Annotated in this window: 27 protein-coding genes, 1 tRNA gene and 1 riboswitch; of the genes, 6 read left to right on the top strand and 22 right to left on the bottom strand. The window is 67.0% G+C overall.

From position 1 onward, the window contains the following. Nucleotides 1–53 precede the first annotated feature (53 nt). From rpsQ to SFC76_RS14660, 17 genes are all read right to left on the bottom strand, one after another. Nucleotides 54–326, bottom strand: coding sequence for a 30S ribosomal protein S17 (gene rpsQ / locus SFC76_RS14580; protein WP_037534161.1), 273 nt, complete (start codon nt 324–326; stop codon nt 54–56). Between the two features lie 10 nt (nt 327–336). Beyond that, nucleotides 337–540 (bottom strand): 50S ribosomal protein L29, encoded by a 204-nt coding sequence (rpmC, locus tag SFC76_RS14585; protein ID WP_038663387.1) that lies wholly within the window; start codon nt 538–540, stop codon nt 337–339. A 2-nt stretch (nt 541–542) separates the two neighbouring features. After that, nucleotides 543–977, bottom strand: a complete 435-nt coding sequence (gene rplP, locus SFC76_RS14590) for a 50S ribosomal protein L16 (RefSeq protein ID WP_037534163.1) — start codon at nt 975–977, stop codon at nt 543–545. Between the two features lie 13 nt (nt 978–990). Next, the gene (gene rpsC, locus SFC76_RS14595; RefSeq protein ID WP_037534164.1) at nt 991–1698 is read right to left on the bottom strand and encodes a 30S ribosomal protein S3; all 708 of its coding nucleotides are present in this window, start codon (nt 1696–1698) and stop codon (nt 991–993) included. Beyond that, a complete protein-coding gene (gene rplV, locus SFC76_RS14600) occupies nt 1698–2075 on the bottom strand; it encodes a 50S ribosomal protein L22 (protein WP_038663392.1) in 378 nt (125 codons plus the stop codon). Before rplV ends, rpsC begins: the two co-directional genes overlap by 1 nt. Next, nucleotides 2075–2350 (bottom strand): 30S ribosomal protein S19, encoded by a 276-nt coding sequence (gene rpsS / locus SFC76_RS14605; protein WP_017979490.1) that lies wholly within the window; start codon nt 2348–2350, stop codon nt 2075–2077. Before rpsS ends, rplV begins: the two co-directional genes overlap by 1 nt. A 2-nt stretch (nt 2351–2352) precedes the next feature. Continuing rightward, nucleotides 2353–3192 carry a 50S ribosomal protein L2 gene (gene rplB / locus SFC76_RS14610; RefSeq protein WP_037534170.1) on the bottom strand — a complete coding sequence of 280 codons (840 nt, stop codon included), beginning with the start codon at nt 3190–3192 and terminating at the stop codon, nt 2353–2355. Nucleotides 3193–3197: 5 nt separating this feature from the next. After that, nucleotides 3198–3509 (bottom strand): 50S ribosomal protein L23, encoded by a 312-nt coding sequence (locus SFC76_RS14615; protein WP_038663397.1) that lies wholly within the window; start codon nt 3507–3509, stop codon nt 3198–3200. Continuing rightward, a complete protein-coding gene (rplD, locus tag SFC76_RS14620; protein WP_322850150.1) occupies nt 3502–4128 on the bottom strand; it encodes a 50S ribosomal protein L4 in 627 nt (208 codons plus the stop codon). The genes SFC76_RS14615 and rplD overlap by 8 nt, the downstream gene beginning before the upstream one ends. A gap of 2 nt (nt 4129–4130) precedes the next feature. Continuing rightward, nucleotides 4131–4880, bottom strand: coding sequence for a 50S ribosomal protein L3 (gene rplC / locus SFC76_RS14625; protein WP_322850151.1), 750 nt, complete (start codon nt 4878–4880; stop codon nt 4131–4133). A gap of 358 nt (nt 4881–5238) precedes the next feature. Beyond that, nucleotides 5239–5547, bottom strand: coding sequence for a 30S ribosomal protein S10 (gene rpsJ, locus SFC76_RS14630; RefSeq protein ID WP_007406109.1), 309 nt, complete (start codon nt 5545–5547; stop codon nt 5239–5241). A 271-nt stretch (nt 5548–5818) separates the two neighbouring features. After that, entirely contained in the window at nt 5819–7012 is a 1194-nt protein-coding gene (gene tuf / locus SFC76_RS14635) for an elongation factor Tu (RefSeq protein ID WP_262828828.1), read from the bottom strand. Nucleotides 7013–7191: 179 nt separating this feature from the next. Beyond that, nucleotides 7192–9288, bottom strand: a complete 2097-nt coding sequence (fusA, locus tag SFC76_RS14640; protein ID WP_322850152.1) for an elongation factor G — start codon at nt 9286–9288, stop codon at nt 7192–7194. A gap of 45 nt (nt 9289–9333) precedes the next feature. Further along, nucleotides 9334–9591, bottom strand: coding sequence for a hypothetical protein (locus tag SFC76_RS14645; protein ID WP_322850153.1), 258 nt, complete (start codon nt 9589–9591; stop codon nt 9334–9336). A 30-nt stretch (nt 9592–9621) separates the two neighbouring features. Then, the gene (gene rpsG / locus SFC76_RS14650) at nt 9622–10092 is read right to left on the bottom strand and encodes a 30S ribosomal protein S7 (RefSeq protein WP_322850154.1); all 471 of its coding nucleotides are present in this window, start codon (nt 10090–10092) and stop codon (nt 9622–9624) included. 60 nt (nt 10093–10152) lie between these two features. Beyond that, complete coding sequence (gene rpsL, locus SFC76_RS14655) at nt 10153–10524, bottom strand: 30S ribosomal protein S12 (RefSeq protein WP_010185487.1); 372 nt, start codon at nt 10522–10524, stop codon at nt 10153–10155. Between the two features lie 218 nt (nt 10525–10742). Then, entirely contained in the window at nt 10743–11759 is a 1017-nt protein-coding gene (locus tag SFC76_RS14660; RefSeq protein WP_322850155.1) for an alpha/beta hydrolase, read from the bottom strand. Nucleotides 11760–11888: 129 nt separating this feature from the next. Between SFC76_RS14660 and SFC76_RS14665 the strand changes: the two genes are divergently transcribed. The 4 genes from SFC76_RS14665 (at nt 11889) to nusG (ending at nt 13142) form a co-directional block, all read left to right on the top strand. Continuing rightward, nucleotides 11889–11964: transfer RNA gene (locus tag SFC76_RS14665), tRNA-Trp, on the top strand. 98 nt (nt 11965–12062) lie between these two features. Then, the gene (locus SFC76_RS14670) at nt 12063–12206 is read left to right on the top strand and encodes an LPXTG cell wall anchor domain-containing protein (protein ID WP_322850156.1); all 144 of its coding nucleotides are present in this window, start codon (nt 12063–12065) and stop codon (nt 12204–12206) included. Nucleotides 12207–12397: 191 nt separating this feature from the next. Beyond that, complete coding sequence (gene secE / locus SFC76_RS14675) at nt 12398–12595, top strand: preprotein translocase subunit SecE (RefSeq protein WP_322850157.1); 198 nt, start codon at nt 12398–12400, stop codon at nt 12593–12595. A 10-nt stretch (nt 12596–12605) separates the two neighbouring features. Continuing rightward, complete coding sequence (gene nusG, locus SFC76_RS14680; RefSeq protein ID WP_322850158.1) at nt 12606–13142, top strand: transcription termination/antitermination protein NusG; 537 nt, start codon at nt 12606–12608, stop codon at nt 13140–13142. 64 nt (nt 13143–13206) lie between these two features. On the opposite strand, the gene SFC76_RS14685 is transcribed toward nusG, so the two are convergent. Then, nucleotides 13207–14274 carry a low specificity L-threonine aldolase gene (locus tag SFC76_RS14685; protein ID WP_322850159.1) on the bottom strand — a complete coding sequence of 356 codons (1068 nt, stop codon included), beginning with the start codon at nt 14272–14274 and terminating at the stop codon, nt 13207–13209. Nucleotides 14275–14324: 50 nt separating this feature from the next. After that, nucleotides 14325–14434: riboswitch (SAM-I-IV-variant riboswitch) on the bottom strand. Between the two features lie 139 nt (nt 14435–14573). Here SFC76_RS14685 and SFC76_RS14690 point away from each other — a divergent pair. Beyond that, on the top strand, nt 14574–16538 hold the full coding sequence (locus SFC76_RS14690; protein ID WP_322850160.1) for a beta-N-acetylhexosaminidase family protein: 1965 nt from the start codon (nt 14574–14576) through the stop codon (nt 16536–16538). A gap of 60 nt (nt 16539–16598) precedes the next feature. Further along, complete coding sequence (locus tag SFC76_RS14695) at nt 16599–16916, top strand: hypothetical protein (protein WP_322850161.1); 318 nt, start codon at nt 16599–16601, stop codon at nt 16914–16916. On the opposite strand, the gene SFC76_RS14700 is transcribed toward SFC76_RS14695, so the two are convergent. From SFC76_RS14700 to SFC76_RS14715, 4 genes are all read right to left on the bottom strand, one after another. Next, a complete protein-coding gene (locus SFC76_RS14700) occupies nt 16913–18115 on the bottom strand; it encodes a histidine-type phosphatase (RefSeq protein ID WP_322850162.1) in 1203 nt (400 codons plus the stop codon). The genes SFC76_RS14695 and SFC76_RS14700 overlap by 4 nt on opposite strands. Before the next feature lie 73 nt (nt 18116–18188). Next, nucleotides 18189–20804: a TonB-dependent receptor gene (locus SFC76_RS14705; RefSeq protein ID WP_322850163.1), complete on the bottom strand. Its 2616-nt coding sequence runs from the start codon at nt 20802–20804 to the stop codon at nt 18189–18191. Nucleotides 20805–20969: 165 nt separating this feature from the next. After that, complete coding sequence (locus tag SFC76_RS14710) at nt 20970–22793, bottom strand: ATP-binding protein (protein ID WP_322850164.1); 1824 nt, start codon at nt 22791–22793, stop codon at nt 20970–20972. A gap of 53 nt (nt 22794–22846) precedes the next feature. Beyond that, a complete protein-coding gene (locus tag SFC76_RS14715) occupies nt 22847–24757 on the bottom strand; it encodes a putative bifunctional diguanylate cyclase/phosphodiesterase (protein WP_322850278.1) in 1911 nt (636 codons plus the stop codon). Between the last annotated feature and the right edge of the window lie 22 nt (nt 24758–24779).

Genomic DNA, 24779 nt, shown 5'->3' on the forward strand with positions numbered 1-24779 from the left:
TGGCAGGACGCAAGCCCCGCCATCTTCATCCGCCGGCCGAAGCCGGCGGCGAATTATGCGTCGACGTCGACCCGCTCGGGCGTCGCATGGGTGTTCACCCGATCGACGACCTTCCAGGTCTTCAGCTTGGAGATCGGTGCGGTCTCTTCGATCCGCACGGTTTCGCCCTGCTTGTACTCGTTCGCCTCGTCATGGGCGTGGTACTTCTTCGAGCGACGGATGATCTTGCCGTAGAGCGGGTGCTTGACCTTGCGCTCCACGTTCACGACCACCGTCTTGTCGCCCTTGTCGGACACGATCAGTCCGGTCAGCACGCGCTTCGGCATCTGATGTTCCTTACTTGGCAGCCGCGGCGCTGGTGCGCTGCGCCTGGAGGGTCTTGATCCGCGCGATGTCGCGACGGACTTCCTTGACGCGGCTCGGCTTCTCGAGCTGGTTCGTCGCCGCCTGGAAGCGGAGGTTGAACTGCTCGCGCTTCAGCTGGCCGAGGCTTTCGGACAGCTGATCGTCGCTCTGGCTAAGAAAATCGGACTTGGCCATTATCACTCGCCTCCGAGGTGGCTGGTGTCACCCAGGCGGGCGACGACCTTGACTTTGATCGGGAGCTTCATCGCGGCGCGCTCGAATGCCTCAGCGGCAATCTTGCCTTCGACGCCGTCGAGCTCGAACAGGATCCGGCCCGGCTTGACGCGGGCGGCCCAGAACTCGGGCGAACCCTTGCCCGAGCCCATGCGGACTTCGGCCGGCTTCGACGAGACGGGGACGTCCGGGAAGATACGGATCCACAAACGCCCCTGGCGCTTGATGTGACGCGTGATCGCGCGGCGGGCCGCCTCGATCTGGCGTGCGGTGATCCGATCCGGCTCCATCGCCTTCAGGCCGTACGACCCGAAGTTGAGGCTGGTGCCACCCTTGGCGTCGCCATGGATGCGGCCCTTGAAGGCCTTGCGGAATTTGGTGCGCTTTGGCTGCAACATGTCGTGTCAGTCCTTAACGACGGTCGTCGCGGGCCGGGCGGACGCCGGAGGTCTGAGCCTCCATCATCAGCCGGTCCTGCGCCATCGGGTCATGGCCGAGGATCTCGCCCTTGAAGACCCAGACCTTCACGCCGCACACGCCATAGGACGTGTGGGCCTGGGCCTCGGCATAATCGATGTTCGCGCGCAGCGTGTGCAGCGGAACCCGACCTTCGCGATAGCTCTCCGAACGCGCGATCTCGGCGCCGCCGAGACGGCCGCCGCAGGCGACGCGGATGCCGTCGGCACCCAGGCGCATCGCCGACTGCACCGCACGCTTCATGGCGCGGCGGAAGGCGATACGACGCTCGAGCTGGTCGGCGATGCCCTGCGCGACGAGCTTGGCGTCGATCTCCGGCTTGCGGATCTCGACGATGTTCAGCGACACGTCGGACTTGGTCATCGCGCCGATCGTCTTGCGCAGCTTCTCGATATCCGAGCCCTTCTTGCCGATGATGACACCGGGACGGGCAGCGAAGATGGAGATACGGCACAGCTTGGCCGGACGCTCGATGACGACCTTGGAGATGGCGGCCTGCGGCAGCGTCTTCATGATGAAGGCGCGGATCTTCAGATCCTCCAGCAGCAGCTGGCCATAATCATGGCCTTCCGCGAACCAGCGGCTGTCCCAGGTCCGGTTGATCTGGAGCCGCATGCCGATGGGGTTGCTCTTGTGACCCATTATGCTTCTTCCTGCTCGCGCACGACGATGCGCAGACGGCTGAACGGCTTCAAGATGCGGGTGGACTTGCCACGGCCGCGGGTCGCGAAGCGCTTCATGGTGATCGACTTGCCGACCGAGGCCTCGGCGACGACGAGCGCGTCGACGTCGAGGTTGTGGTTGTTCTCGGCGTTGGCGATGGCCGAGGCCAGCACCTTGCGCGCGTCGATCGCCATCGCCTTGGTCGAGAACTGAAGGATGCTCATCGCATCGCCGACCGGCTTGTTGCGGATCAGCGCCGCGACCAGGTTCAGCTTCTGCGCCGAACCACGGATCTGCGTCGCGACGGCAAGCGCTTCCTTCTCGCCGACCTTGCGGGGGGATACAGGCTTGCTCATCAGCGCTTGCCCTTCTTGTCAGCGGCGTGGCCGGGGAAATAGCGCGTCGGCGCGAACTCACCCAGCTTCATGCCGACCATGTCTTCATTGACCGACACCGGCACGAACTTGCGGCCGTTGTAGACGTTGAACGTGAGGCCGACGAACGACGGCAGGATGGTGGAACGACGCGACCAGGTCTTGATCGGCGCGCGGCCACCGGCATCCTGCGCGGTTTCCGCCTTCTTCAGAAGGCTCAGTTCGACGAACGGGCCCTTCCAGACTGAACGAGCCATGGTTAGCCCTTCCTCTTAGTCGAATGACGCGACCGGATGATCATCTTGTCGGTCGACTTATTGTGACGGGTGCGAGCACCCTTGGTCGGCTTGCCCCAAGGCGTAACCGGATGACGGCCGCCCGAGGTCCGGCCTTCACCACCGCCGTGCGGATGGTCGACCGGGTTCTTGGCGACGCCGCGGGTCAGCGGACGCTTGCCCATCCAGCGCGAACGCCCGGCCTTGCCGAGGTTCTGGTTCTGGTTGTCCGGGTTCGACACCGCACCGACCGTCGCCATGCACTCGCCACGGATGTAGCGCTGCTCGCCCGAGTTGAGGCGGACGATGACCATGCCGCGGTCACGACCGACGACCTGCACATAGGTGCCGGCCGAACGCGCGATCTGACCACCCTTGCCCGGCTTCATCTCCACATTGTGGACGATGGTACCGACGGGCACCTGGCCCAGCTCCATGGCGTTGCCCGGCTTGGTGTCGGTCTTCTTGGCCGCGAGGACCTTGTCGCCCGGCGCCAGACGCTGCGGCGCGATGATGTAGGCCAGCTCTTCGTCGGCATACTTCACCAGCGCGATGAACGCGGTGCGGTTGGGGTCATATTCCAGACGCTCGACAGTGCCTTCGACGTCCCACTTGCGACGCTTGAAGTCGACGTAGCGATACTTCTGCTTGTGACCGCCGGCGATGCCGCGGCTGGTCACATGACCCTTGTTGTTGCGACCACCGGTCTTGCGCTTGCCTTCGGTAAGCGCCTTGACCGGCTTGCCCTTGTAGAGCGCGGATTTGTCGACGAGGATCAGGCCGCGGCGGGCCGGGCTCGTCGGGTTGTAATGCTTGAGTGCCATGACCCTTAGATCCCCGTCGTCACGTCGATGGACTGGCCGTCCTTCAGGGTGACAATGGCCTTCTTCATGTCGGAGCGCTGGTAAGGAGCGCCCTTCCACTTCTTGGTCTTGCCCTTCTGGACGATCGTGTTCACGCCGGTCACGGTGACGTCGAAGAGAGCCTCGACGGCAGCCTTGATCTCGGGCTTGGTCGCGTCGTTCGCGACCTTGAACACGACGGCGTTATGCTCGGAGAGCAAGGTCGCCTTTTCGGTGATGTGCGGCGCGACGATCACGTCATAGTGACGGTTGTCGACGGCCTTCTGCTGCTTAGCCATTGAAGCGAGCCTCCAGCTTCTCGACCGCCGCGCGGGTCAGGACCAGCGTGTCAGCCTTCAGGATGTCATAGACGTTGGCACCTGCCGCCGGCAGGACGTTGATCTCGTGCAGGTTGCCGGCAGCGAGGGCGAAGCTCGTCTCGACGGTGTCACCGTCGATGACCAGCGCCGACTTGCCGAAGCCGACCTTGGCGAGATCGCCGACCAGCGTCTTGGTCTTGTTGTTCTCGACCACGATGCTGTCCATGATGATCAGCGAGCCGGCCTTGGCATGGCTCGACAGAGCCATCTTGAGACCGAGGGCGCGAATCTTCTTGTTCAGACCCGGGTTGAAGTCGCGGACGCGGGCGCCGTGAGCCTTACCACCGCCGATGAAGACGGGAGCGCGGCGATCGCCGTGACGTGCCGTACCGCCACCCTTCTGGCGACCGAACTTCTTGCCGGTGCGCGCGACGTCCGCACGCTCGCGGGTGCCACGAGCCGTCTCGCGACGCTTCTCGAGCTGCCAGGTGACCACGCGGTGCAGGATATCGGCGCGCGGATCGAGGCCGAAGACCTCGTCGTTGAGCTCGACGTCCGCCGCAGCGGTGCCGGCGAAGGATTGAACCTTGACCTTCACGTTCAGCCCTCCTGGCCGTCGGTAGCTTCCGGCGCGCTCGTCTCGGCGGGCGTGTCGGCTACGGTGTTGCTGTTGGCAGCCTGCTTCAGGCTGGCGGGATAGGGTGCCTCGGCATGCGCCTTGACCTTGACCGCGTCCTTGACGAACAGCCAGCCGCCCTTCGACCCAGGGACCGAACCCTTGACGAAGATGAGGCCGCGCTCGGCGTCGGTGCCGACGATCTCGAGGTTCTGCTGCGTGCGGTTGCGGTCGCCCATGTGGCCGGCCATCTTCTTGTTCTTGAAGACCTTGCCCGGATCCTGGCGCTGACCGGTCGAACCGAGCGAACGGTGCGAGACCGAAACGCCGTGCGTCGCGCGCAGACCCTTGAAGTTCCAGCGCTTCATGCCGCCGGCGAAGCCCTTACCCTGAGTACGACCCTGGATATCGACCAGCTGACCGGCGACGAAATGCTCGGCCGAGATTTCCGCACCGACGTCGAGGAGGTTGTCCTCGCTGACGCGGAATTCGGCGACGACCGCCTTGGGCTCGACTTCGGCCTTGCCGAAGTGGCCGCGCTGCGGCTTGGCGACATTCTTGGCTTTTGCGACGCCAGCACCGAGCTGAACGGCAGTGTAGCCATCACGATCTTGTTCGCGACGGGCAATGACCTGGAGGCCTTCGAGCTGCAGGACGGTGACCGGCACGTGGCGGCCATCATCCTGGAACAGGCGGGTCATACCCATTTTCTTCGCGATCACGCCAGTGCGCATGATCCATTACTCCATTACAGAGGCACGCCCGGGACCATTCCCGTACGTGCGTGCGGCGCCTCGCTAAAGGCGCCATCCAACCCGATTGTAGCTACGTCGCCCCGTCCCGGGCTGGTCGCCCCCGTTGCCGGGAACATGACGGGAGACGCTGGCCCGGCAACCGAAGCGGCCGGCGGTATCTCGTGTCTGTCAGGTACTCCGCCGTGGCGAAGGGCCCGAACCGCTGCTCCGCCTGGGCGGAAAACAGCAAACCCGCGGGACTCACGTCAACCGCGGGATGCGGGCCATTACGCCAACCTGTTGACTGCGTCAACAGGCACCCCCGCCTTCGCGGGGGCTAAAGGCGCGCTGGCCTGAATCAGGCCAGCTTGATCTCGACGTCAACGCCTGCGGCGAGGTCGAGCTTCATCAGCGCGTCGACGGTCTGCGGGGTCGGCTGCACGATGTCGAGCATGCGCTTGTAGGTGCGGACCTCGAACTGCTCGCGCGACTTCTTGTCGATGTGCGGACCGCGGTTGACGGTGAACTTCTCGATGCGGGTCGGAAGCGGAATCGGACCGCGGATGAGCGCGCCGGTGCGGCGCGCGGTGTCGGCGATGTCGCCGGTCGCCTGGTCGAGCACACGATGATCGAACGCCTTGAGGCGAATGCGGATATTGCTGTCCATGATCCCTACCGATGCGAAGGAGCACGACCCCGGCCGTCTCCACCGCCGGTAGGCGGAGGACTCGTGCCGCTGGTGCTGGACCGGCGGGATGAGATCGGCTGCCCGTTATGACGGATGCAGCACGACGACGAGAAAGAGCCGTAACTCAGTAAAACTTGGAGGAGCGCCCTTAAAGGAGCCCTCATTAAATAGCAACGGCCCGACTCTCCTTTTTTGGAGAGCCGGGCCGCTGTTTTTCGATCGGACCGGCGCCGGGGCGCCGGACCTGATCTTACTTGGCGATTTCGCTCACGACGCCCGCGCCGACGGTACGACCGCCCTCACGGATGGTGAAGCGCTGGCCGACGTCCATGGCGATCGGCGCGATCAGCTTGATGCCGAGCGAGATGTTGTCGCCGGGCATGACCATCTCGGTGCCCTCGGGCAGCTCGACGGTGCCGGTCACGTCCGTCGTGCGGAAGTAGAACTGCGGACGATAGTTGGCGAAGAACGGCGTGTGACGGCCACCCTCTTCCTTCGACAGCACGTACACTTCCGACTGGAAGTCGGTGTGCGGCTTGATCGAGCCGGGCTTGCAGAGCACCTGGCCGCGCTCGACTTCGTCGCGCGCAACGCCACGGATCAGCGCACCGACGTTGTCGCCGGCCTGGCCCTGGTCGAGCAGCTTGCGGAACATCTCGACGCCGGTGACGGTGGTCTTGCGGACGGTCGGGTGGATACCGACGATCTCGACTTCCTCACCGACCTTGACGATGCCCGTCTCGACGCGGCCCGTGACGACCGTGCCGCGACCCGAGATCGAGAACACGTCCTCGATCGGCATCATGAACGGCTTGTCGAGCGGACGCTCCGGCTGCGGGATATATTCGTCGACCTGCTTCATCAGCTCGAGCACGGCGTCCTTGCCGAACGTGTCGTTCGAACCCGACAGCGCGCAGGTCGCCGAACCCTTGATGATGGGGATATCGTCGCCCGGGAATTCGTACGAGCTGAGCAGCTCGCGGATTTCCAGCTCGACCAGCTCGAGGATTTCCTCGTCGTCGACCAGATCGACCTTGTTCATGAACACGACCATCGCCGGCACGCCGACCTGACGAGCGAGCAGGATGTGCTCGCGGGTCTGCGGCATCGGGCCGTCGGTGGCCGACACGACCAGGATCGCGCCGTCCATCTGCGCGGCGCCGGTGATCATGTTCTTCACATAATCGGCGTGGCCCGGGCAATCGACGTGCGCATAGTGGCGGTTGGTCGTCTCATACTCGACGTGCGCGGTCGAGATGGTGATGCCGCGCTCGCGCTCTTCGGGAGCCTTGTCGATGTTCGCGAAGTCGACCGCAGTGCCGCCGGTCGTCTCTGCCAGCACCTTGGTGATCGCGGCGGTCAGCGACGTCTTGCCATGGTCGACGTGGCCGATGGTACCGATGTTGAGATGCGGCTTGTTCCGCTCGAATTTTGCCTTAGCCATTTTCCTACCTTCTGATTCGAATTCGGTGCCGCCGGGGCCACGCGAACGCGGCCCTTTAGCGGTAGATGATTGGTAACGCCAGCCCCTGCCCGCAGCCTAAGCCCGGCTCTCGCCGGCGTTAAGCGCGGGTGGGAGACCCTTCGGCATCTCGGGGTCAAGTCGCCTTGACCCCGTGTGCCTTAGGCCATCTTCGCCTTGATCTCGTCGGCGACGTTGGTCGGAACCTCGTCGTAGTGCGAGAACTGCATGCTGTACTGCGCGCGGCCCTGGGTGAACGAGCGGAGCTGGTTCACGTAGCCGAACATGTTCGCCAGCGGCACCATCGCCTCGACCGTCTGCGCGTTGCCGCGGCTGTCGGTGCCCTGGATCTGGCCACGACGGCTGTTCATGTCGCCGATGACGTCGCCGAGATAATCCTCGGGGGTGACGACCTCGACCTTCATGATCGGCTCGAGCAGCTTGATGCCGGCCTTCTGGGCCGCTTCGCGCATCGCGCCACGCGCGCAGATTTCGAACGCCAGCGCCGACGAATCGACGTCATGGTAGGCGCCGTCGTACAGATGCACTTCGAAGTCGATGATCGGGAAGCCGATCAGCGAACCCGTCTCGGCAGTCTCGCGCATGCCCTTCTCGACGGAGGGGATATACTCCTTCGGGATGTTGCCGCCCTTGACCTCGTCGAAGAACTGGAAGCCCGAGCCACGCTCGCCGGGGACGACCGTCAGCTTGACGCGACCGAACTGACCCGAACCACCCGACTGCTTCTTGTGGGTGTAGTCGATGTCGACCTTCTTCGCGAGATATTCGCGATAGGCCACCTGCGGCGCGCCGACGTTGGCCTCGACCTTGAACTCGCGCTTCATGCGGTCGACGAGGATCTCGAGGTGGAGCTCGCCCATCCCCTTGATGATCGTCTGGCCCGATTCGGCGTCCGACGAGACGCGGAACGACGGGTCCTCGCGGGCGAGACGATTGAGCGCGACGCCCATCTTCTCCTGGTCGGCCTTGGTCTTCGGCTCCACCGACAGCTCGATCACGGGCTCGGGGAATTCCATCCGCTCGAGAATGATCGGAGCGTTGATCGCGCAGAGCGTGTCGCCGGTCGTGGTATCCTTGAGACCCGCCAGCGCGACGATGTCGCCGGCATAGGCCACCTGGATGTCCTCGCGGTCGTTCGCATGCATCAGCAGCATACGGCCGACCTTTTCCTTCTTGTCCTTGACCGAGTTGGTCACCTGCGACGCCGCCTCGAGCTTGCCCGAATAGATGCGCGCGAAGGTGAGCGTGCCGACGAAGGGATCGTTCATGATCTTGAACGCCAGCGCCGAGAACGGCGCGGTGTCGTCCGAAGGACGCTCGTCCGGCGTCTCGCCGTCGAGCTTGACGCCCTTGATCGCCGGCACGTCGAGCGGCGACGGCAGATAGTCGACGACCGCGTCGAGCAGGGGCTGAACGCCCTTGTTCTTGAACGCCGAGCCGCAGACGACCGGCACGAACGCCATGCCGAGCGTACCCTTGCGGATCAGCTTCTTGAGGTCGGCGACCGACGGCTCGTTGCCTTCGAGATACGCCTCCATGAGGTCGTCGTCCTGCTCGACGGCCATTTCGATCAGCTCGCTGCGATACTTGGCGGCCTTGTCGGCCATGTCCGCAGGGATGTCCTGATATTCGAACTTGGCGCCCAGGCTCTCCTCGAGCCACACGATCGCGCGGTTCTCGACCAGGTCGACGAGGCCCTTGAAGCCACCCTCGATGCCGATCGGCAGATAGAGCACGGCCGGACGCGCGCCCAGGCGCTCGATGATCGAATCGACGCAGAAGTAGAAATCAGCACCGGTGCGGTCGAGCTTGTTGACGAAGCACATGCGCGGCACGCCGTATTTGTCGGCCTGGCGCCACACGGTCTCGGACTGCGGCTCGACGCCGGCGACGCCGTCGAAGCAGGCGACAGCACCGTCGAGCACGCGCAGCGAACGCTCGACTTCGATGGTGAAGTCGACGTGGCCGGGGGTGTCGATGATGTTGATGCGGTGCTCGGGGCCCTTGCCCTCTTCAGCCGACCAGAAGCACGTCGTTGCGGCAGACGTGATCGTGATCCCGCGCTCCTGCTCCTGCTCCATCCAGTCCATCGTCGCGGTGCCTTCGTGCACTTCGCCGATCTTGTAGGACTTGCCGGTGTAATAGAGGATGCGCTCGGTCGTGGTCGTCTTGCCGGCGTCAATGTGCGCCATGATGCCGATGTTGCGGTAGCGGTCGAGCGGATGGCTGCGGGCCATGATCGTGGTCCTTCGGACTTGAGTGGTAGTAGGCAGGCCGGCTGTCTAGCCGATCAGCATTTTGGCAAGCGCGGCGCCGGCCCCCACGAGCGCGGCGCCTGCCACCAGACCCTGGGCGAGAAGCAGCCAGGGCGAAATCATTCTATCCCGCTCCAGCTTCAAGCGCTCCGCCAGAAGTTTGTATTCTTCGGCGGTGCGCTTGCCGGCTTCCGCCATCAGCTTTCGCGTTTCGGCTTCGAGCTTCGCAGAATCGCGATTAAGGCGGCGGATGTCGTCGTCCGATGTATCGGGTATCGTCGCCATCCGCCGCCTCCTCGCCGCCTATATAATCACCTACCAGCGATAATGCGAGAAGGCGCGGTTGGCTTCGGCCATGCGGTGCGTGTCTTCGCGCTTCTTCACCGCGTTGCCGCGGTTGTTGGCGGCATCCATCAGCTCGCCCGACAGGCGGGCCGACATGGTGTTCTCGCTGCGCGCACGGGCGGCAGTGATCAGCCAGCGGATCGCCAGCGCCTGGGCGCGCTCCGGACGGACCTCGACGGGGACCTGGTAGGTCGCACCACCGACGCGGCGCGAGCGCACTTCGATGCCCGGCTTGATGTTGTTGAGCGCATCGTGGAACACGCCGATCGGCTCGCGCTTGGCGCGGCTTTCGACGGTTTCGAGCGCACCGTAGACGATCAGTTCGGCGACGGACTTCTTGCCGTCGAGCATGACCGAATTCATGAACTTGGAGAGAACCTCATCCCCGAACTTGGGATCAGGCAGGATGACCCGCTTTTCGGGACGACGACGACGTGCCATTTCAAAAACCTTTCTAACTTCAGCCTGATGGTCGAGCCCCGAGCGACGGGGCCAACCGGCTTACTTCGGACGCTTGGCGCCGTACTTGGAGCGGGACTGACGGCGATCCTTGACGCCCTGCGTATCGAGCACGCCGCGCAGGACGTGGTAGCGGACGCCGGGAAGATCGCGCACACGACCGCCGCGGATCAGGACCACCGAGTGCTCCTGAAGGTTGTGGCCTTCGCCCGGAATGTAGCTGATGACTTCGCGGCTGTTCGTCAGGCGGACCTTGGCCACCTTGCGCAGCGCCGAGTTCGGCTTCTTCGGGGTCGTCGTGTAGACGCGGGTGCAGACGCCGCGCTTCTGCGGGTTCTGCTCCATCGCAGGGACCTTCGACTTGGCCTTCTGCGGGTCGCGGCCCTTGCGGACCAGCTGGTTGATCGTCGGCATGAAGCCTTCACCTCGTATGTGGGTTACTTTGCTGGAGCCTTCACAGCACTTCGGAATACAAAAAGGGACGGATGGCGGCGCATGCACCACCCCGGCCCCACAACTTTGCATCCAGCAATGTTCAAGCATGTCCGCCGGATCGCTCCGACAGACGGGGCGGGCCTATACGCAGAGTCGGGGCGCGGGTCAACGGGGCGCCCCTTCCGCACCCGCGCCGGCTAGCGCCGGGCGAGCGTGGCGAGCAGCACCTTTTCAAATCGCGCGGGATCCTCGACCTGCGGCGAATGGCCGAGCCCGTCGAGCGGGACCAGCGTCGCGTTGGGCATCTGCGTCACCGCCTTGCGGGCGACGACCGGGATCGCCTCGAGGAACTGGCGCAAATTGGACGGCGTCTGCGCCCGTCCGAAAGCGGTGCGATCGAGCGTGCCGATGAGCAGCGTCGTCGGCGGCTTCAGGCGATACAATTCGTGCGCGACCGGCTGCGTCTTGATCATCTCGCTGGTCTTGGCCTGGGCGAGCGCCACCGCGTCGCGCCCTGCCCCCTGGTACATGCCCGCGAGCATCCATACCCAGCGGTCGTAGGCGGGCTTCCAGGTGCCGTGATAGTAATTCTGCTGCTGATAGGCCTTGATCGAGGCATAGCTCGCCTTGCGCTCGCCCGCCCACAAAGTGTCGACGTCGACGTACGGCAGCCCCTCCTCCGACCGATCCTTGAGGCCGAGCGGATTGACCAGCACCAGCCGCTCGACCGCGTCGGGATAGAGGATCGCGAAGCGCATCGCGAGCATGCCGCCGAAGGAATGGCCGACGATGGCAGCGCGGGGGATGCCCCGCGCCTCCATCAGCCGGCGGGTGAACGAGGCCAGCATCTCGAAGCTATATTGCGCGGCGCGCGGCTTGGCGGATTTGCAGAAGCCGATCTGGTCGGGGACGAGGACGCGATAGCCGGCGTTGGCGAGCGCCCGCGCGCTGCTTTCCCACGTCGCGCCGCAGAAGTTCTTGCCGTGGAGCAGCACCACGCTGCGGCCGTTCGGGCGTGCCGGCGCGATGTCCATGAAGGCCATCGTCGCGGGCTGGCCGACGACGTCGAAGGTCATCGTCTGCACCGGCCAGGGATAGGTGAAGCGTTCGAGATTGGCCCCCAGCTCGGGCGCCGCGACCGGATCGGCGGCGATGCCGACCGCGGGCAGACATGCCAGCGCCAGTGCCGCACCCGCCGCCATGATCTTCGCCAACCGTCGTCTCCCGTGACCGTTCGTTACCGTCCCATAATGAGATGACGGCCGGCCGTCACCCGTGCGATGACGATCGCGCAGGATCGTCTTGCCCTTTTTTTCGCAAGGCGGTAGAGGGCGCGGCGCTGCAGGAGTGTAGCTCAGTTGGTAGAGCATCGGTCTCCAAAACCGAGGGCCCACGGTTCGAGTCCGTGCACTCCTGCCAGTCCCGCCCGCCACGCGTCGGCCGGACCTTGCTCCATCGCAATGAATTTTTTGTCATATTGGCGGTGACGCCGACAATCGTCCTGCTATAAAGCGACCATGGACGAGGCCACACGATTTACGCTTGTTTATGCCATTATCGGCGTGTTGCTGCTGATCGGCGTACCGGCGCTGATCGTATATTTGCGCAAGCGCAAGCGTGAGAAGCTGCGGCGGCGCGGCATCAAGACCTACGGTCATTGACCGGCGCTGCGGGCGCGTCGGCGTCGCGCATCCCGGCGGACTTGCCTTTACCGGCCCGCGCGGCTATCTGCGCAGGCCATCCGACAGCTGAGGACGGGCCACGCCGGTTCCCCACATGAGGGAAGCGGCAGCGGCCTTATGCCTTCAGCGACACGGATTTTCGTGATTCCAGCGGGTTTTGAGAAAAAACAGTGGCGAAGACGACCCCCATCGAATTCATCCGTCAGGTGCAGGCCGAGACCAAGAAGGTCGTCTGGCCGACCCGGCGCGAGACGGTCATGACGGGCATCATGGTGGTCATCATGACCACGATCCTCGCGCTGTTCTTCCTGGGCGTCGACACGTTCTTCAACGCGGTCGTCCAGGCGCTGCTCAAGCTCGCGAAGTAAGGGTTTTCCAATGGCGCGCTGGTACATCATTCACGCCTATTCGGGCTTCGAGGGCAAGGTCCGCGACGCGATCATGGCCGAGGCGACCCGGCTCGGCCTCGATCAGCTCGTCGAGCAGATCGAGGTGCCGACCGAGACGGTGACCGAGGCCCGCCGCGGCAAGAAGATCGCGGTCGAACGCAAGTTCATGCCGGGCTATGTCCTCGCCAAGCTCAACATGAACGACGACGTCTACCATCTCGTCAAGAACACGCCCAAGGTGACCGGCTTCCTCGGCAGCATGGGCAAGCCGCAGGCGATCAGCGAGGCCGAGGCCGCGCGCATGCTCAACAGCAAGGAAGAGGCCGCCGCGGCGCCGAAGACCAAGGTCAAGGTCGATTACGAGATCGGCGACGCGGTCAAGGTGCTCGAAGGTCCGTTCGCGAGCTTCAACGGCATCGTCGAGGAACTCGATTTCGACAAGTCGAAGGTCAAGGTGTCGGTGTCGATCTTCGGTCGCGCCACCCCGGTCGAGCTCGACTTCGAACAGGTCGAACGCTCGAAGTAATCGCGACCAGCGTCGCGGTACTAAGGGCCGGAGCGGCGACGCTCCGGCCCTTGTCGTATCCGGCTCAGGCAGCCGCGCAGGCGAAGGCGTCCGCGCTCGCATCCCCCGCGACGGCGCGCAGGTCGGCGATCAGGGCGTCGACGCGCGCCGGAACGGCATCCCAGGCGAACATGAACCGCGCGCCGCCGCCGATGAAGGTGTAGAAGCGCCACCCGCGCTCGCGCAGGCCGTCGAGCACCGTGTCGGGCGCGGTGAGGAAAACGGCATTCGCCTCGACCGGGAACATCAGGTCAACGCCGGACAAATCGGCAACCGCCGCCGCGAGCCGTTCGGCGCAGGCGTTGCCATGTGCGGCGTTGCTCAGCCACGCGCCGCTTTCCAGCAGCCCGACCCAGGGCGCGGACAGGAAGCGCATCTTCGAGGCGAGTTGCCCCGCCTGTTTGCAGCGATAGTCGAAATCCTGCGCCAGCGCGGGATCGAAGAACAGCACCGCCTCGCCGACCGCCATGCCGTTCTTGGTGCCGCCGAAACACAATACGTCGACGCCGGCGCGCCACGTGATGTCCGCCGGGCTGCACCCCAAGGTCGCGCAGGCATGCGCGAACCGCGCGCCGTCCATGTGCAGACGCAGCCCGAGTTCGCGACAGACCGCGGACAGTGCCGCCACCTCGGCGATCGTATAGACCTGCCCCGTCTCGGTCGGCTGGGTGATCGTCACGACGCGCGGCTTGGGGAAGTGGATGTCGGCGCGCCCCGTCGCCAGCTTGCGGATCGCCTGCGGATCGAGCTTGCCGCTGTCGGTCGGCGCGACGAGCAGCTTGGAGCCGTTCGAGAAGAATTCGGGCGCGCCGCATTCGTCGGTCTCGACATGCGCCTGCGCCGAGCAGATCACGCTGTGATAGGATTGGCAGAGCGAGGCGAGCGCGAGCGAATTGGCGGCGGTGCCGTTGAACGCGAAGAACACCTCGCACTCGGTCTCGAACAGGTCGCGGAAGGCGTCCGAGGCGCGCTGCGTCCAGTCGTCGTCGCCATATGCGCTGGCGGAGCCGCGATTCGCCAGGTCCATGGCCTGCCACGCTTCGGGGCATATCCCGGCATAATTGTCGCTGGCGAATTGCTGGGCGTCGGTCACGTCGCTGTCCTTCTTCCGGTTCGATGCACCAGAGACGAAGCGACGTGTGGCGTGATCCCGTTGGTTGCCGGTCCGGCCACATCCCTCCATCTGCATGGAGGCACCACCTTGCTCGGGAGCAGGTTGGTGTCGGGCGTCGTCCCGACTCTTGATGCTGTCGCGCCCTTAGCGACAGCAGCGTATACGATCAAGAGGGTGACGAAGCGTTTCCCGACGCGGGCCGGCACGGCGTGCGGCTTGCCGCGGTCGCGACATCTGCCTAAGCCTGCGTAATACCAATTGGATACCGGAGGCACAGGATGACGCGACGCAGGGGTGGGATCGGCCGATATGCCGCCTTGGCCGCCACGCTGGCGGGGCTCGCCACCGCGGCGGGCGCGGCCGAGCCGGCGACGCTGCCGGCGATCTTCCCCGCGCCCGCGTCGATCGCGCTCGGCAGCGGCACGGTGACGTTGGGCGATTCGGTGGTGCTGGTGGTCGCGCCGGGGACGCAGGGCGAGACGGTCGCGCTGATCCGCGGCATCCTCACCGCCGCCGGCGTCACCACGATCGCCACCGCCCGCGCCGTGCCGGCGACGCTCGACCGGACCTATGTCGTCCTCGGCACCGGCGACGCCGGCGTGATCCGCGACGCGCTCGCGCGCAGCGGCACGACGCTCGACGGCCATGCCGAGGGCTATACGATCGCCAGCCTCGCGATCGGCAGGGGCAGCCTGATCACGCTTGCCGGTCATGACGCCGATGGCCTGTTCCACGCCGCGCAGACCTTCCGCCAGCTCGCCCGGCGGCCGAGCGTGCCGGCCTTGGTGATCCAGGATCATCCGGCGATGCCGATCCGCGGCACGATCGAGGGCTTCTACGGCGCGCCATGGACGATGGCGGATCGTACCAAGCACCTCGCCTTCCTCGCCAGCGTCAAGGCGAACACCTATGTCTACAGCCCCAAGGACGATCCGTTCGCGCGCGCGCGCTGGCGCGAGCCCTACCCCGCCGCGACGCTGAGCGCGCTCGGCGCGCTGGCGGCGACGGCGCGGCGCAATCACGTCGACTTCGTCTATGCGATCTCGCCGGGGCCGAGCGTCTGCTTCTCCGACCCCGCCGACGCCGCGGCGCTGGAGCGCAAGTTCGACGCGTTGCGCGCGATCGGCATCGACAGTTTCTACGTCGCGCTCGACGACATCGAATATACCAAATGGAATTGTACGCGCGACACCGCCGCCTTCGGCCCGTCCGGCGCGCAGGCGGCAGGCGTCGCGCAGGCGCAATTGCTCAACATCGTGCAGAAGGACCTGACCGCCAAGGACGCCAAGGCGCGGCCGCTGATCATGGTGCCGACCGAATATTACGACGCCAAGGAAACGCCGTACAAGGCGGCGCTGCGCCAGCACCTCGACCCGCGCATCGTCATGCAATGGACCGGCACCGACGTGGTGCCGCCCGCGATCTCGATCCCCGACGCCAAGGCGGCGACCAAGGCGTTCGGCCGCAAGACGCTGCTGTGGGACAATTACCCGGTCAACGATTACGCCCAGACCACCGGGCGGCTGCTGCTCGCGCCCTATGACCGGCGCGAGGCGGGGCTATCGGGCGAGCTGACCGGCATCCTGTCCAACCCGATGAACCAGGAAGCGCCAAGCCGCGTCGCGGTGACCGGCGTCGCCGCCTTCGCGTGGAACGACCGGGATTACGACCCGACGCTGACCTGGCACGCCGCGGCGCGCGACCTCGCCGGCGGCGACGAGCAGGCGACCGCGGCGCTGCTGCTGTTCTTCGACACGCAGCATATGGCGCCGACGTTCGGCAGCCAGCCGTGGCAGCCGCAGGCGCCGCAGCTCAAGGCGCTGCTCGACGGCGTGCGCGAGACGCTGGCCGAGGGCGACGCGGCGGCACGGCAGGCGGCGATCGCCGACCTGGAGCAGCGCGCCGATGCGCTGGCGGGTGCGTCGGACATCATCCGTTCGGGCACGGTCGATCCCGCCTTCGCCGCGCAGGCGCGGCCGTGGCTCGATGCGCTGCAAAGCTGGGGCCGCGCGCTGCAGCTGACCGCGGCGGGGCTCGACGCGGCGAAGCGCGGCAGCGGCGCCGCAACGCGCTATTTCGCCGATGCCAAGCGGCTGGCGGCCGAAGCGGCGGCGATCCCGTCGATCCCCGGCGCGACGCGGTTCGATGGGCCGATCAAGATCGCTGACGGCGTGCTCGACCGGTTCGTCGCCGAAGCGCCCGGGCTGATCGCGACGCCGCCGACGCACGCCGCCGCCGACTGACCTGTTCACCGCCCCGGATCGTGTTATCGTTGCGGTCCGGGAGCGAACATGGAGGCGGATTTGGCTTTTCTATGGTCCCTGCTGCTCGCGGCGCCGGCCGTCCCGGCGCTGCCGGCGCGATTCGTCGCCTTGCCCGCGGGCGAGCGGTTGCAACGGCTCGACGACTTCCGCGATTCGCTGCCCGCGGCGGAGCGGCGGCGGCTCGACCGGGCATTGCCGCGCTCGGCTGGGGGCGGGATTGCGCGCTGCGACAATATCGAACGCAGTCGCGCCTCTTGCGAGTCGGCGGCCTATCTGCCGGCATTGCGCGTGACCGGACTGCTGCCGCGCTTCCTCGCGACGCTGCGCACGCCGGGCGATCGGGCGACCGGGCGCTAGCGCAGCAGCGTCTTGCGGAAGTCCGCCAGGGTGCACAGGCCGGCGACGCCGCGCGCCGTGCAGCCGGGGATCGGCAGTATCGCGACATAAGGTGCGGTGAGCGGCGCGGCGCTGCGGATCTGGGCGAGCGTCTGCGACCGGTAGAGCGCGCGGACGTAGCGGCCGCCGCTGGCGTCGCGCAGCCGTTCGAGGACGATCGCGCCGCCCGGCGACGGATCGTCGGCGGCAAGGCCGGGGACGCGCCAGTGCAGGTCGAGCAACCCGCCGAGGCTGGCGATATTGGTGTCGTGGCCCGAGATCATCGTCACCGCCGCGCCATCGTCGCCGGCGAGCGAATCGGCGATCAGCGGCGCGAGCAGCGCGAGATTGGCGCGGGCGACGTAGCGCGGGCGGGCGAGCAGGCGGAATTCGCTGCTGTGCAGCGCCGACAGGCGGCCGATGTCGGCGGGCGTCGCGCGACCCCAACCGACTTCGGGCATCGGTTTGCCGTCGGCATATTCGAGCAGCAGCACCTGCGCCGCGGTCGAGGCGCGGTCGAGCGCGCCGGTGAGCTTGGGGCGCTTGCCGGGCCGGGCGGGGGCGAGGCCGGTCGGCGTGGCGGCGATGCCGCAACCGGGCGTGGGCTTGCCGCAGAGGATGACGTCGAGCCGCGTCAGCAACGGGGCGAGGCGGCGTTCCTCGGCAGCGATGCCGTCGGGACCGGCGGCGGCGAGCACCGCGGCGCGCGCCTGCTCCGCGTCGAACGGCGTCGCGCCTGCGTCGATCGGCGAGAACAAGGGGTCAACGACATCCTGCGGCTTGTGCTCGGGGGCGACCGGACAGCCGGGGGCGAGACCGGCGGCGTAGGTGCGCGCGGTTTCGATCGTCCGCTGGTCGCTGTCGGCGACGATGCGGATGCGCGCGCAGCCCCGGCGCGGGAGCAGACCGGCGGCGGTCCAGCGCGCGCGGTCGTAGGTCGCAACGCGGGCCAGCGCGGCGCGGCCGTGCGGGGTGAGATAGCCGGGAGCGACGGGCCATTGCGGCCATGCGCCGCGCGCGCTGCCCTCGGGCAGTGGCGGCGACTTGGTCGGCGGGCGGACGCCGTGGCGCATCAGCAGCACGACGCGGTCGAGCGTGAGGCCCGCCGGAGGGGCGGGTTCGCGCGCCGCGACCGGCGCGGCGGTACCGGCGATCAGCGCGGCGATGAGCAGGCGTTTCATGTCTTGTCCCCTCCTGAGGCAGCGAACGCTACCCGTCGGGTGCCGCACCTGTCGCAGCACCGTCCACCGCCGCCTAGAAATGGAGCTGGGCGCCCCAACGGAAGCTGTAGCCGTAGCGTTCGCGCTCGATCAATTGCGGCTTCGATCCGATATAGCGGCGCCAGGCCGCGTCGGTGAGGTTGAGCGCCTGACCGAAGAAGGTGAGCTGCGGCGTTACCTCATAGCTGAGGTTGACGTCGAGCTGGCCGTTGCTGTCGGTATATTGGTCGGTCGCGGCGCTGGTGCCGATCGTGTCGAGATAGGGCGAACGATAGGAATAAGCGGCGCGGATCGCGACGCCGTATTTCTCGTAGAAGATTTGCGCGGTGCCGACGTCGCGCGACTGGAGGAACAGCGGCAGGTCGCCGGTGCGCGGCGGCTGGCCGGGAACGGTGCCGCTGCCATGACCGGTGATATGCGCGTAATTGACCGCGAAGCCGAAGCCGTCGAGCGCGCCGGGCAGGAAGGTGAAGCGGACCTGCGCGTTCGCCTCGATCCCCTGCACCTCCGCCTTGTCGAGGTTGAGCGGCTGGACGACGCTGACGCCGGTCAGCGCCTGGCCGGCATAGGTCCCCGTCTGGCCGATCCGCGTGCCCGTGTAGATCGGGTCGTCGATATGTTTGTAGAAATAGCCGACCGACAAAAGCCCCTGCCCCGGCAGATAATATTCGACCGCGCCGTCGAGATTGACCGCCTTGTACGGCTTGAGATCGGGGTTGCCGAGCGTGACCGTCGTCGGCGAGGTGGTCGTGTCGACCGCGACATAGGGCGACAGGTCGGGGTAGTTCGGGCGGCCGATCGCGGTGGTCGCGGCACCGCGGACGATCAGGCCGTCGGTCACCTCCCATTTCGCGTTGAGGCCCGGGAAGACGTCGGTGTAGCTCTTGCGGCCGAAGGCGTTGTAATCGGCGTCGAGCGCCGAGGCGGCGGTGATCAGCTTGCCCTTGGTCCGGTCGCGGGTGTTCTCGACGCGGACGCCGGGCACCAACGTCAGCGTGCCGAGGTGGAGCGTCGCCATCGCATAGCCCGCCGCGATGCTCTCGCGCACGTCATAGTCGTTGGCGAGGCTGTTGGTGCGGCTCGATGCGACGTTGACCGCGATCGTGCCGGGATTGGCGGCGAGGAACGCCTGCGCCCGATCGTAGCCGATGCGCACCGGAAAGGGATAGGCGCCATCGTAGAAGCTGGTGTCGCCGAGATAGGAAACGTTGGCGAGCGTGAAGCTGCGGCCGGTCGTGAGACCGTAATTGAGCACGTCGCGCGCATTGGTCTTGTGGCGATCGAGATATTTGGCGCCGACCTTGATGCTGCTGTCGCTGCCGAGGCCTAGTGGCACGGTGACGTCGGCCCGCCCCTGCCACAAGGTCTCCACCGCATTGCGCGTCTCGTAATTGACGCTGTTGAAGCCATAGGCGCTCTGGTTGGCGTTGGGCTGCACCGTTGGCGTGAAGACATAGGGCGTGTCGGAGACGTCGTAATTGACGGTCAGCGCAGTACCACCGGTGCGGAAATTATATTCCGAGCGCAGCGGATCGCGCTTCTGCGCGCGGGTCCAGCCGCCGGCGAGATCGAGCGTCGCATCGCCGCCGAGCGCGAAGCTGCCGCCGCCCTGCACCGACTTGGTGTTGTCCGTCTCCTGCCGGCGGCGGACGCGAACGCTGCCGCGGCCGCGGAAGGTGCCGGTGGTCGCGGTCTGATTGGCGAAGGCGGACTGGTTGTCGATGATGAACTGGTCGCGCGTCTCATTGTCGTCGAAGCGCGACAACGTGCCGCGCAGGAACAGCTTGACCGCGTCGCTCGGCCGCCAGTCGAGATTGAGGACGACGCCCTTGCGGGTCCGCGTCAGATTGTAATCGCGCAGGCCGAGCTGGTCGGGCAGAACGTAGCTCTGGTTCGCGCCGGTAGACGATGCCGGCACTCGCCAGCTCGTCGAACCCTGGAAATTCTCCGATTCGATCGGCCGCTTCGAATAATTGACCGAGAGCACCGCGCCGAACTGGCCATCGGGGCCGAACAGGCCGCCGACCTGCGCGTCGCCCTCCCACGGATGGCCGCCGTTGATGTGATAGGCGCCATATTGGATGCGCGCGTCGGCGAAGAGCGGCTTGTTGCGGTCGAACGCGGTCAGCGTGCGGATGTTGACCTCGCCGCCGATCGCATTGGCGTCCTGATCCGCGGTCAGCGACTTGGTGACGACGATCGAGTTGATCAGCGCCGAGGGGATGTCGTCGAGCTTGACCTGACGGCCATCGGGCTCGGGCGCCGGCAACGTCAGGCCGTTGAGCACCACGTTGACGAGATTGGGGTTGATGCCGCGGATGATGACATAGCGGCCCTCGCCCTGGTCGTTGGCGACCGACAGGCCGGGCAGGCGGCGCACCGCCTCCGCGACATTCTGGTCGGGCAGTTTGCCGACATCGTTGGCGTAGAGCGCCTCGACGAAATTGTCGGCGCGGCGCTTGGTCTCGATCGCCTTCTTCTCGCCCTGCGCGGTGCCGACGACGACGATATCGGCGTCGGTCTGCACGTCGGCCTGCGCCGCCTCCTGCGCGGTCGCGGTGTCGTGCGCCGCATCGCTGCTCTGCGCCGCCGCGGGCACCGCGAACAGGCCGAGCGCGGAAGCGCCCGCCATCAGTGCAACATTCTTCATCACCACGTCCCCCTCGCGCTCCCGGGGAGCGTCCAAGCGGGCGGGCTAGGCAGGCCGAATGACAGAATGGCGGCATTGGCGTAACCGTTCTGTTACGTTGCCCGTCTGCAACAGGACGTGGAGCAGCGACAATCCGCGTCGAAGATCAAACAGATACGCTCGGATTCATGCCGCGCGATCCGGCGTGGCGGCGCGCAGCGTCAGGATGGCGACCGCGCCCCTGCCCCGGCCCTCGCTCTCCAGGCGCAGCGTGCCGCCCATCGCGGTCATCGAATTGGCGCACCAGTGCAGGCCGAGGCCACCGGATTTGTGCGCGCGGGTCGAAAAGCCGCGCTGGAACACGGTCGTGCCGGTGGCCGCGTCGAAGCCTTCGCCGTCGTCGCGGATATGGACGGTGACGACGTCGCCCGACTGGTGGATCGACACGCCGATGCTGCCGCTGTCGCTGCCGGTGGCGGCGACCGCCTCGGCGGCGTTGCCGAGCAGGTTGCCGATCACCTGGCTGAGGATGACGCGATTGGCGCGGACGTAATGCGGCCCGGCGGGAAAGCTGAACGCGATCGAGGCGGCATCGGCATAACGCGCGATCGCGGCGTTGCGCGCGACGATGTCGCTGAGGTCGCAGCTTTCGAGATGCGGGCGGTCGTGCGCCTGCTGCTGCTGCTGGCCGATGATCTCCAGCACGTGCGCCATCGCCTCGCGACCGACGCGCAGCTCGCCGCGCATCGTCTCGCGCCCGGCGACCTCGGCGGCGAAGGCGGCGGTGACGAAGGCGGCGAGCCGCGCGCGGCGATCGGGCGGGAGCGTATCGAGCGCGAGTTCGGCGAGCGCGCGCTCGACGGTGGCGCGATCGATCGGCGGCGACTGGGCGATGCCCTGGGTCAGGATGGTGCTGATCGGGGTGAGCGCGTTGCGGACGTTGTGCATCACCGCGACCGCGCTTTCGCTGCGGCCGAGCGCGAAGCTCTGCACCTCGATCTGCTCGCGCAGGTCCTTGAGCTGCGACAGCATCGCGTTGAGGCTGCGGCCGAGCGAGCCGAATTCGTCGCGGCGGCCGTCGCCCTCGAACAAAGCGATCGATCCGGAGGCGCGGACGCGCTGCATGTGACGCTCGACGCGCTGCAGCGGCGCCAGCACCAGCCGCGCGATCACCCGGCGCAGCACGACGAGCACGATCAGCAGCAGCAAGGTCGATCCGGCGGCGGCGAACAACAGCATGCGCCGGCCGAGCGAGGTGGCGTCGCGGGTGACGTCGAAGCGCGCGGTGGCGATCGCGCGACCGTCGGGCGTGCGGATCGGCACCGCGATCGTCATCCGGCCGTGCGCCGAGGCGACGCGCCCGCCGGCGTCCGCGGCCGGACCGATCCGCGCGTCGAGCCGCAGCAGGTCGGAGAGCTGGCGCGACGTCAGTTCGCGCGCCATCAGCACATAGCCGTGCGGATCGCCGCTGCCGTCGGAACGGCGCACCCGCGCGACGCCGATCGCCGCGATGGCGGGGCCGACGCGCGCGTAGAAATGCGCCGACATACTGTTGCCGAGGATGCGGGCGAGATCGGTGCGGGTGGCGACCTGCGCCAGCGCCGCCTGCATCGCGCGGCGGGTGGGCGCCGGGGACGCATCGCGCCAGCGCGCGACCCGGACGCCGCCGTCGGCAGCGACATAGGCGATGCCCTGGACGCCGAGATCGCGCAGCGCGAGCCGCGAGACGCCGTTGCGCTCGAACGCCGCCGCGGCGGGCGACGCCGGGGGCGGCGTCGCCATATAGTCGTAGCCCTGCGTCCAATTGCCGTAATCGCGCACGGCGGTCTCGACCTTGGCGGCATAGTCGGAAAGCGCGGCGCGGGTGCGGTCGACATGTCCCTGCACCGCCTTCGCCTCCAGCGCATCGAAGCTGGGCGTGATGATGCCGGCGAGCAGCACGGTGATGCCGAGTGCACCGGCGACGCCGACCAATGTGAGGATCAGCACCAATTTGGCGCCGAGCGACATCGCCCGGCCGGATCGCGCGCGCAGGGATCGCGTGGCGAGCCCGGGCGCGCGCATCAGCTGCCGGTTCCGGTATCCGCCCGGTCGCCCAGCGCGCCGCCGATCACCCGCCGCTCGGCGAGCGCGATCGCGAGATCGGCGGGCACCGGCGGCGAGAAGAAGAAGCCCTGCAGATGGCTGGTCCCGGCGAGGCGCAGCGCCTGTACCTGCGCGGGGGTTTCGACACCCTCGGCGATCACCTCCAGCCCGAGCGCGCGGCCGAGGTGGATGATCGAATGGACGATCGCCGCACTCTCGCGCTCGCGGCCCATGCCGTCGATGAAGCTGCGATCGATCTTGAGGCTGTCGAGCGCGAATTTGCGGATGTTGTAGAGCGAGGAATAGCCGGTGCCGAAATCGTCGAGCGCGATGCGGAAGCCCATCTGGCGCAGTCGATAGAGCGTCTCGGCGGCGCGCTCGGCATCGTCGAAGATCGCGGTTTCGGTGATCTCGATCTGCACGCGGCCCGGCAGCACGCCGGCGCGCTGCACGCTCTCCATGACGTGGCCGACGAAATTGTGGCGGCGGAACTGGCGCGGCGAGAAATTGACCGAGACATATTGGCCGGGGAAGCGCTGCACCGTCTTCAGCGCCTCGTCGAGGATCCAGTCGCCGAGGTCGTGGATGACGTTCGATTCCTCGGCGATCGGGATGAAGATCGCCGGGCTGATCGGGCCATATTCCTCGGTATTCCAGCGCACCAGCGCCTCGAAGCCGATCACCTCCAGGTCGCTGCGGCCGACGATCGGCTGATAGACGAGGCTGAGCTCGCCGCGCTCGATCGCGGCGGCGAGGCCCTGTTCGACGCGGCGGCGGAAGCGGATGCCCTCGTCCATGCTCTCGTCGAACAGGCGGGTGACGCTGCGGCCGGCGCGCTTGGCGTCGTTGAGCGCGAGGTCAGCGCGGCGCAGCGCGTCGATCGGGTCGCAGCCGCTGCCCTCGACGACGACGACCCCGGCGGAGGCGCCGCTCTGCACCGAATTGCCGAACACCTGATGCGTGCCCGCGCAGGCGGCGACGATGCGGTCGCACGCCATCACCGCGGCCTCCTCGCCGGCGGCATCGAACAGCACGCCGAATTCGTCGCCGCCGAGCCGCGCGACCACCGCCCCCTCGGGCGCATGCGCCTGAAGGATGGCGTAGACGTCGCGGATCAGCGCGTCGCCGGCGAGATGGCCGAGCGTGTCGTTGACGATCTTGAACCGGTCGAGATCGAACATCGCGGTCGCGAACAGGCCCGGGCGACGGGCGCGATCGCCGAGCGCGCGCAGGAAGGCGAGCCGGTTGGGGGCATCGGTGAGCGAATCGTGCGTCGCCATGTGGAGCGCGCGGCTCTCGTTGGCGGCGAGTTCGGCCGCCTGTTCCTCGAGCTGGACGATCTGCTGCGCGAGCTGCGTCCGCGCGGCGGCGAGTTCGCGGTCCACCTCCCACCGGCGGGCCAGCGCGGTCGCGGTCTGGATGATCTCGGCGACCTCGAAGGGTTTGGCGATGTAGAAGATCTTGTCGGCGGGGCCGGCGACCTTGCTGATCTCGATCGGCGAGAAATCGGAGAAGCCGGTGACGATGCACAGGTTGATCTCGGGATCGAGCGCGCGGATGCGCCGCGCGGTCTCGCGCCCGTCGATGCCGGGGGGCATGCGGATGTCGATGAAGGCGACGGTGTACGGCGCGCCGGCCGCCTGCGCCGCCTCGACCGCGGCGACCGCCTCATGCCCCTGGTGGCAGAGGGTGAGTTCGAACGGCTCGGGCTCGTCCGGATCGCGCGCGGCATCGGCGCCGAACAGATCCGCCGCCATCACGCCGAGCGCATCCTCGTCCGCGCCGCGCCGGCGGGCGAAGCTGCGCACGTAGCTGTCGTGCATCGCCGGTTCGTCGTCGACGACGAGCAGGCGCTTGCGCGGCAGGCGTTCGGGTGCGGCGGCAGTCATCGACACGAACTTCCCTCTCCTC

The organism is Sphingomonas sp. CD22, from assembly GCF_034556155.1.
GTDB lineage: Bacteria > Pseudomonadota > Alphaproteobacteria > Sphingomonadales > Sphingomonadaceae > Sphingomonas.

Bases quoted from the DNA above. Each gene is read 5' to 3' on its own strand.
- rpsQ (WP_037534161.1), bottom strand. From the start codon at position 326: ATGCCGAAGCGCGTGCTGACCGGACTGATCGTGTCCGACAAGGGCGAC.
- rpmC (WP_038663387.1), bottom strand. From the start codon at position 540: ATGGCCAAGTCCGATTTTCTTAGCCAGAGCGACGATCAGCTGTCCGAA.
- rplP (WP_037534163.1), bottom strand. From the start codon at position 977: ATGTTGCAGCCAAAGCGCACCAAATTCCGCAAGGCCTTCAAGGGCCGC.
- rpsC (WP_037534164.1), bottom strand. From the start codon at position 1,698: ATGGGTCACAAGAGCAACCCCATCGGCATGCGGCTCCAGATCAACCGG.
- rplV (WP_038663392.1), bottom strand. From the start codon at position 2,075: ATGAGCAAGCCTGTATCCCCCCGCAAGGTCGGCGAGAAGGAAGCGCTT.
- rpsS (WP_017979490.1), bottom strand. From the start codon at position 2,350: ATGGCTCGTTCAGTCTGGAAGGGCCCGTTCGTCGAACTGAGCCTTCTG.
- rplB (WP_037534170.1), bottom strand. From the start codon at position 3,192: ATGGCACTCAAGCATTACAACCCGACGAGCCCGGCCCGCCGCGGCCTG.
- SFC76_RS14615 (WP_038663397.1), bottom strand. From the start codon at position 3,509: ATGGCTAAGCAGCAGAAGGCCGTCGACAACCGTCACTATGACGTGATC.
- rplC (WP_322850151.1), bottom strand. From the start codon at position 4,880: ATGCGCACTGGCGTGATCGCGAAGAAAATGGGTATGACCCGCCTGTTC.
- rpsJ (WP_007406109.1), bottom strand. From the start codon at position 5,547: ATGGACAGCAATATCCGCATTCGCCTCAAGGCGTTCGATCATCGTGTG.
- tuf (WP_262828828.1), bottom strand. From the start codon at position 7,012: ATGGCTAAGGCAAAATTCGAGCGGAACAAGCCGCATCTCAACATCGGT.
- fusA (WP_322850152.1), bottom strand. From the start codon at position 9,288: ATGGCCCGCAGCCATCCGCTCGACCGCTACCGCAACATCGGCATCATG.
- SFC76_RS14645 (WP_322850153.1), bottom strand. From the start codon at position 9,591: ATGGCGACGATACCCGATACATCGGACGACGACATCCGCCGCCTTAAT.
- rpsG (WP_322850154.1), bottom strand. From the start codon at position 10,092: ATGGCACGTCGTCGTCGTCCCGAAAAGCGGGTCATCCTGCCTGATCCC.
- rpsL (WP_010185487.1), bottom strand. From the start codon at position 10,524: ATGCCGACGATCAACCAGCTGGTCCGCAAGGGCCGCGACCCGCAGAAG.
- SFC76_RS14670 (WP_322850156.1), top strand. From the start codon at position 12,063: ATGGACGAGGCCACACGATTTACGCTTGTTTATGCCATTATCGGCGTG.
- nusG (WP_322850158.1), top strand. From the start codon at position 12,606: ATGGCGCGCTGGTACATCATTCACGCCTATTCGGGCTTCGAGGGCAAG.
- SFC76_RS14690 (WP_322850160.1), top strand. From the start codon at position 14,574: ATGACGCGACGCAGGGGTGGGATCGGCCGATATGCCGCCTTGGCCGCC.
- SFC76_RS14700 (WP_322850162.1), bottom strand. From the start codon at position 18,115: ATGAAACGCCTGCTCATCGCCGCGCTGATCGCCGGTACCGCCGCGCCG.
- SFC76_RS14705 (WP_322850163.1), bottom strand. From the start codon at position 20,804: ATGAAGAATGTTGCACTGATGGCGGGCGCTTCCGCGCTCGGCCTGTTC.
- SFC76_RS14710 (WP_322850164.1), bottom strand. From the start codon at position 22,793: ATGTCGCTCGGCGCCAAATTGGTGCTGATCCTCACATTGGTCGGCGTC.
- SFC76_RS14715 (WP_322850278.1), bottom strand. From the start codon at position 24,757: ATGACTGCCGCCGCACCCGAACGCCTGCCGCGCAAGCGCCTGCTCGTC.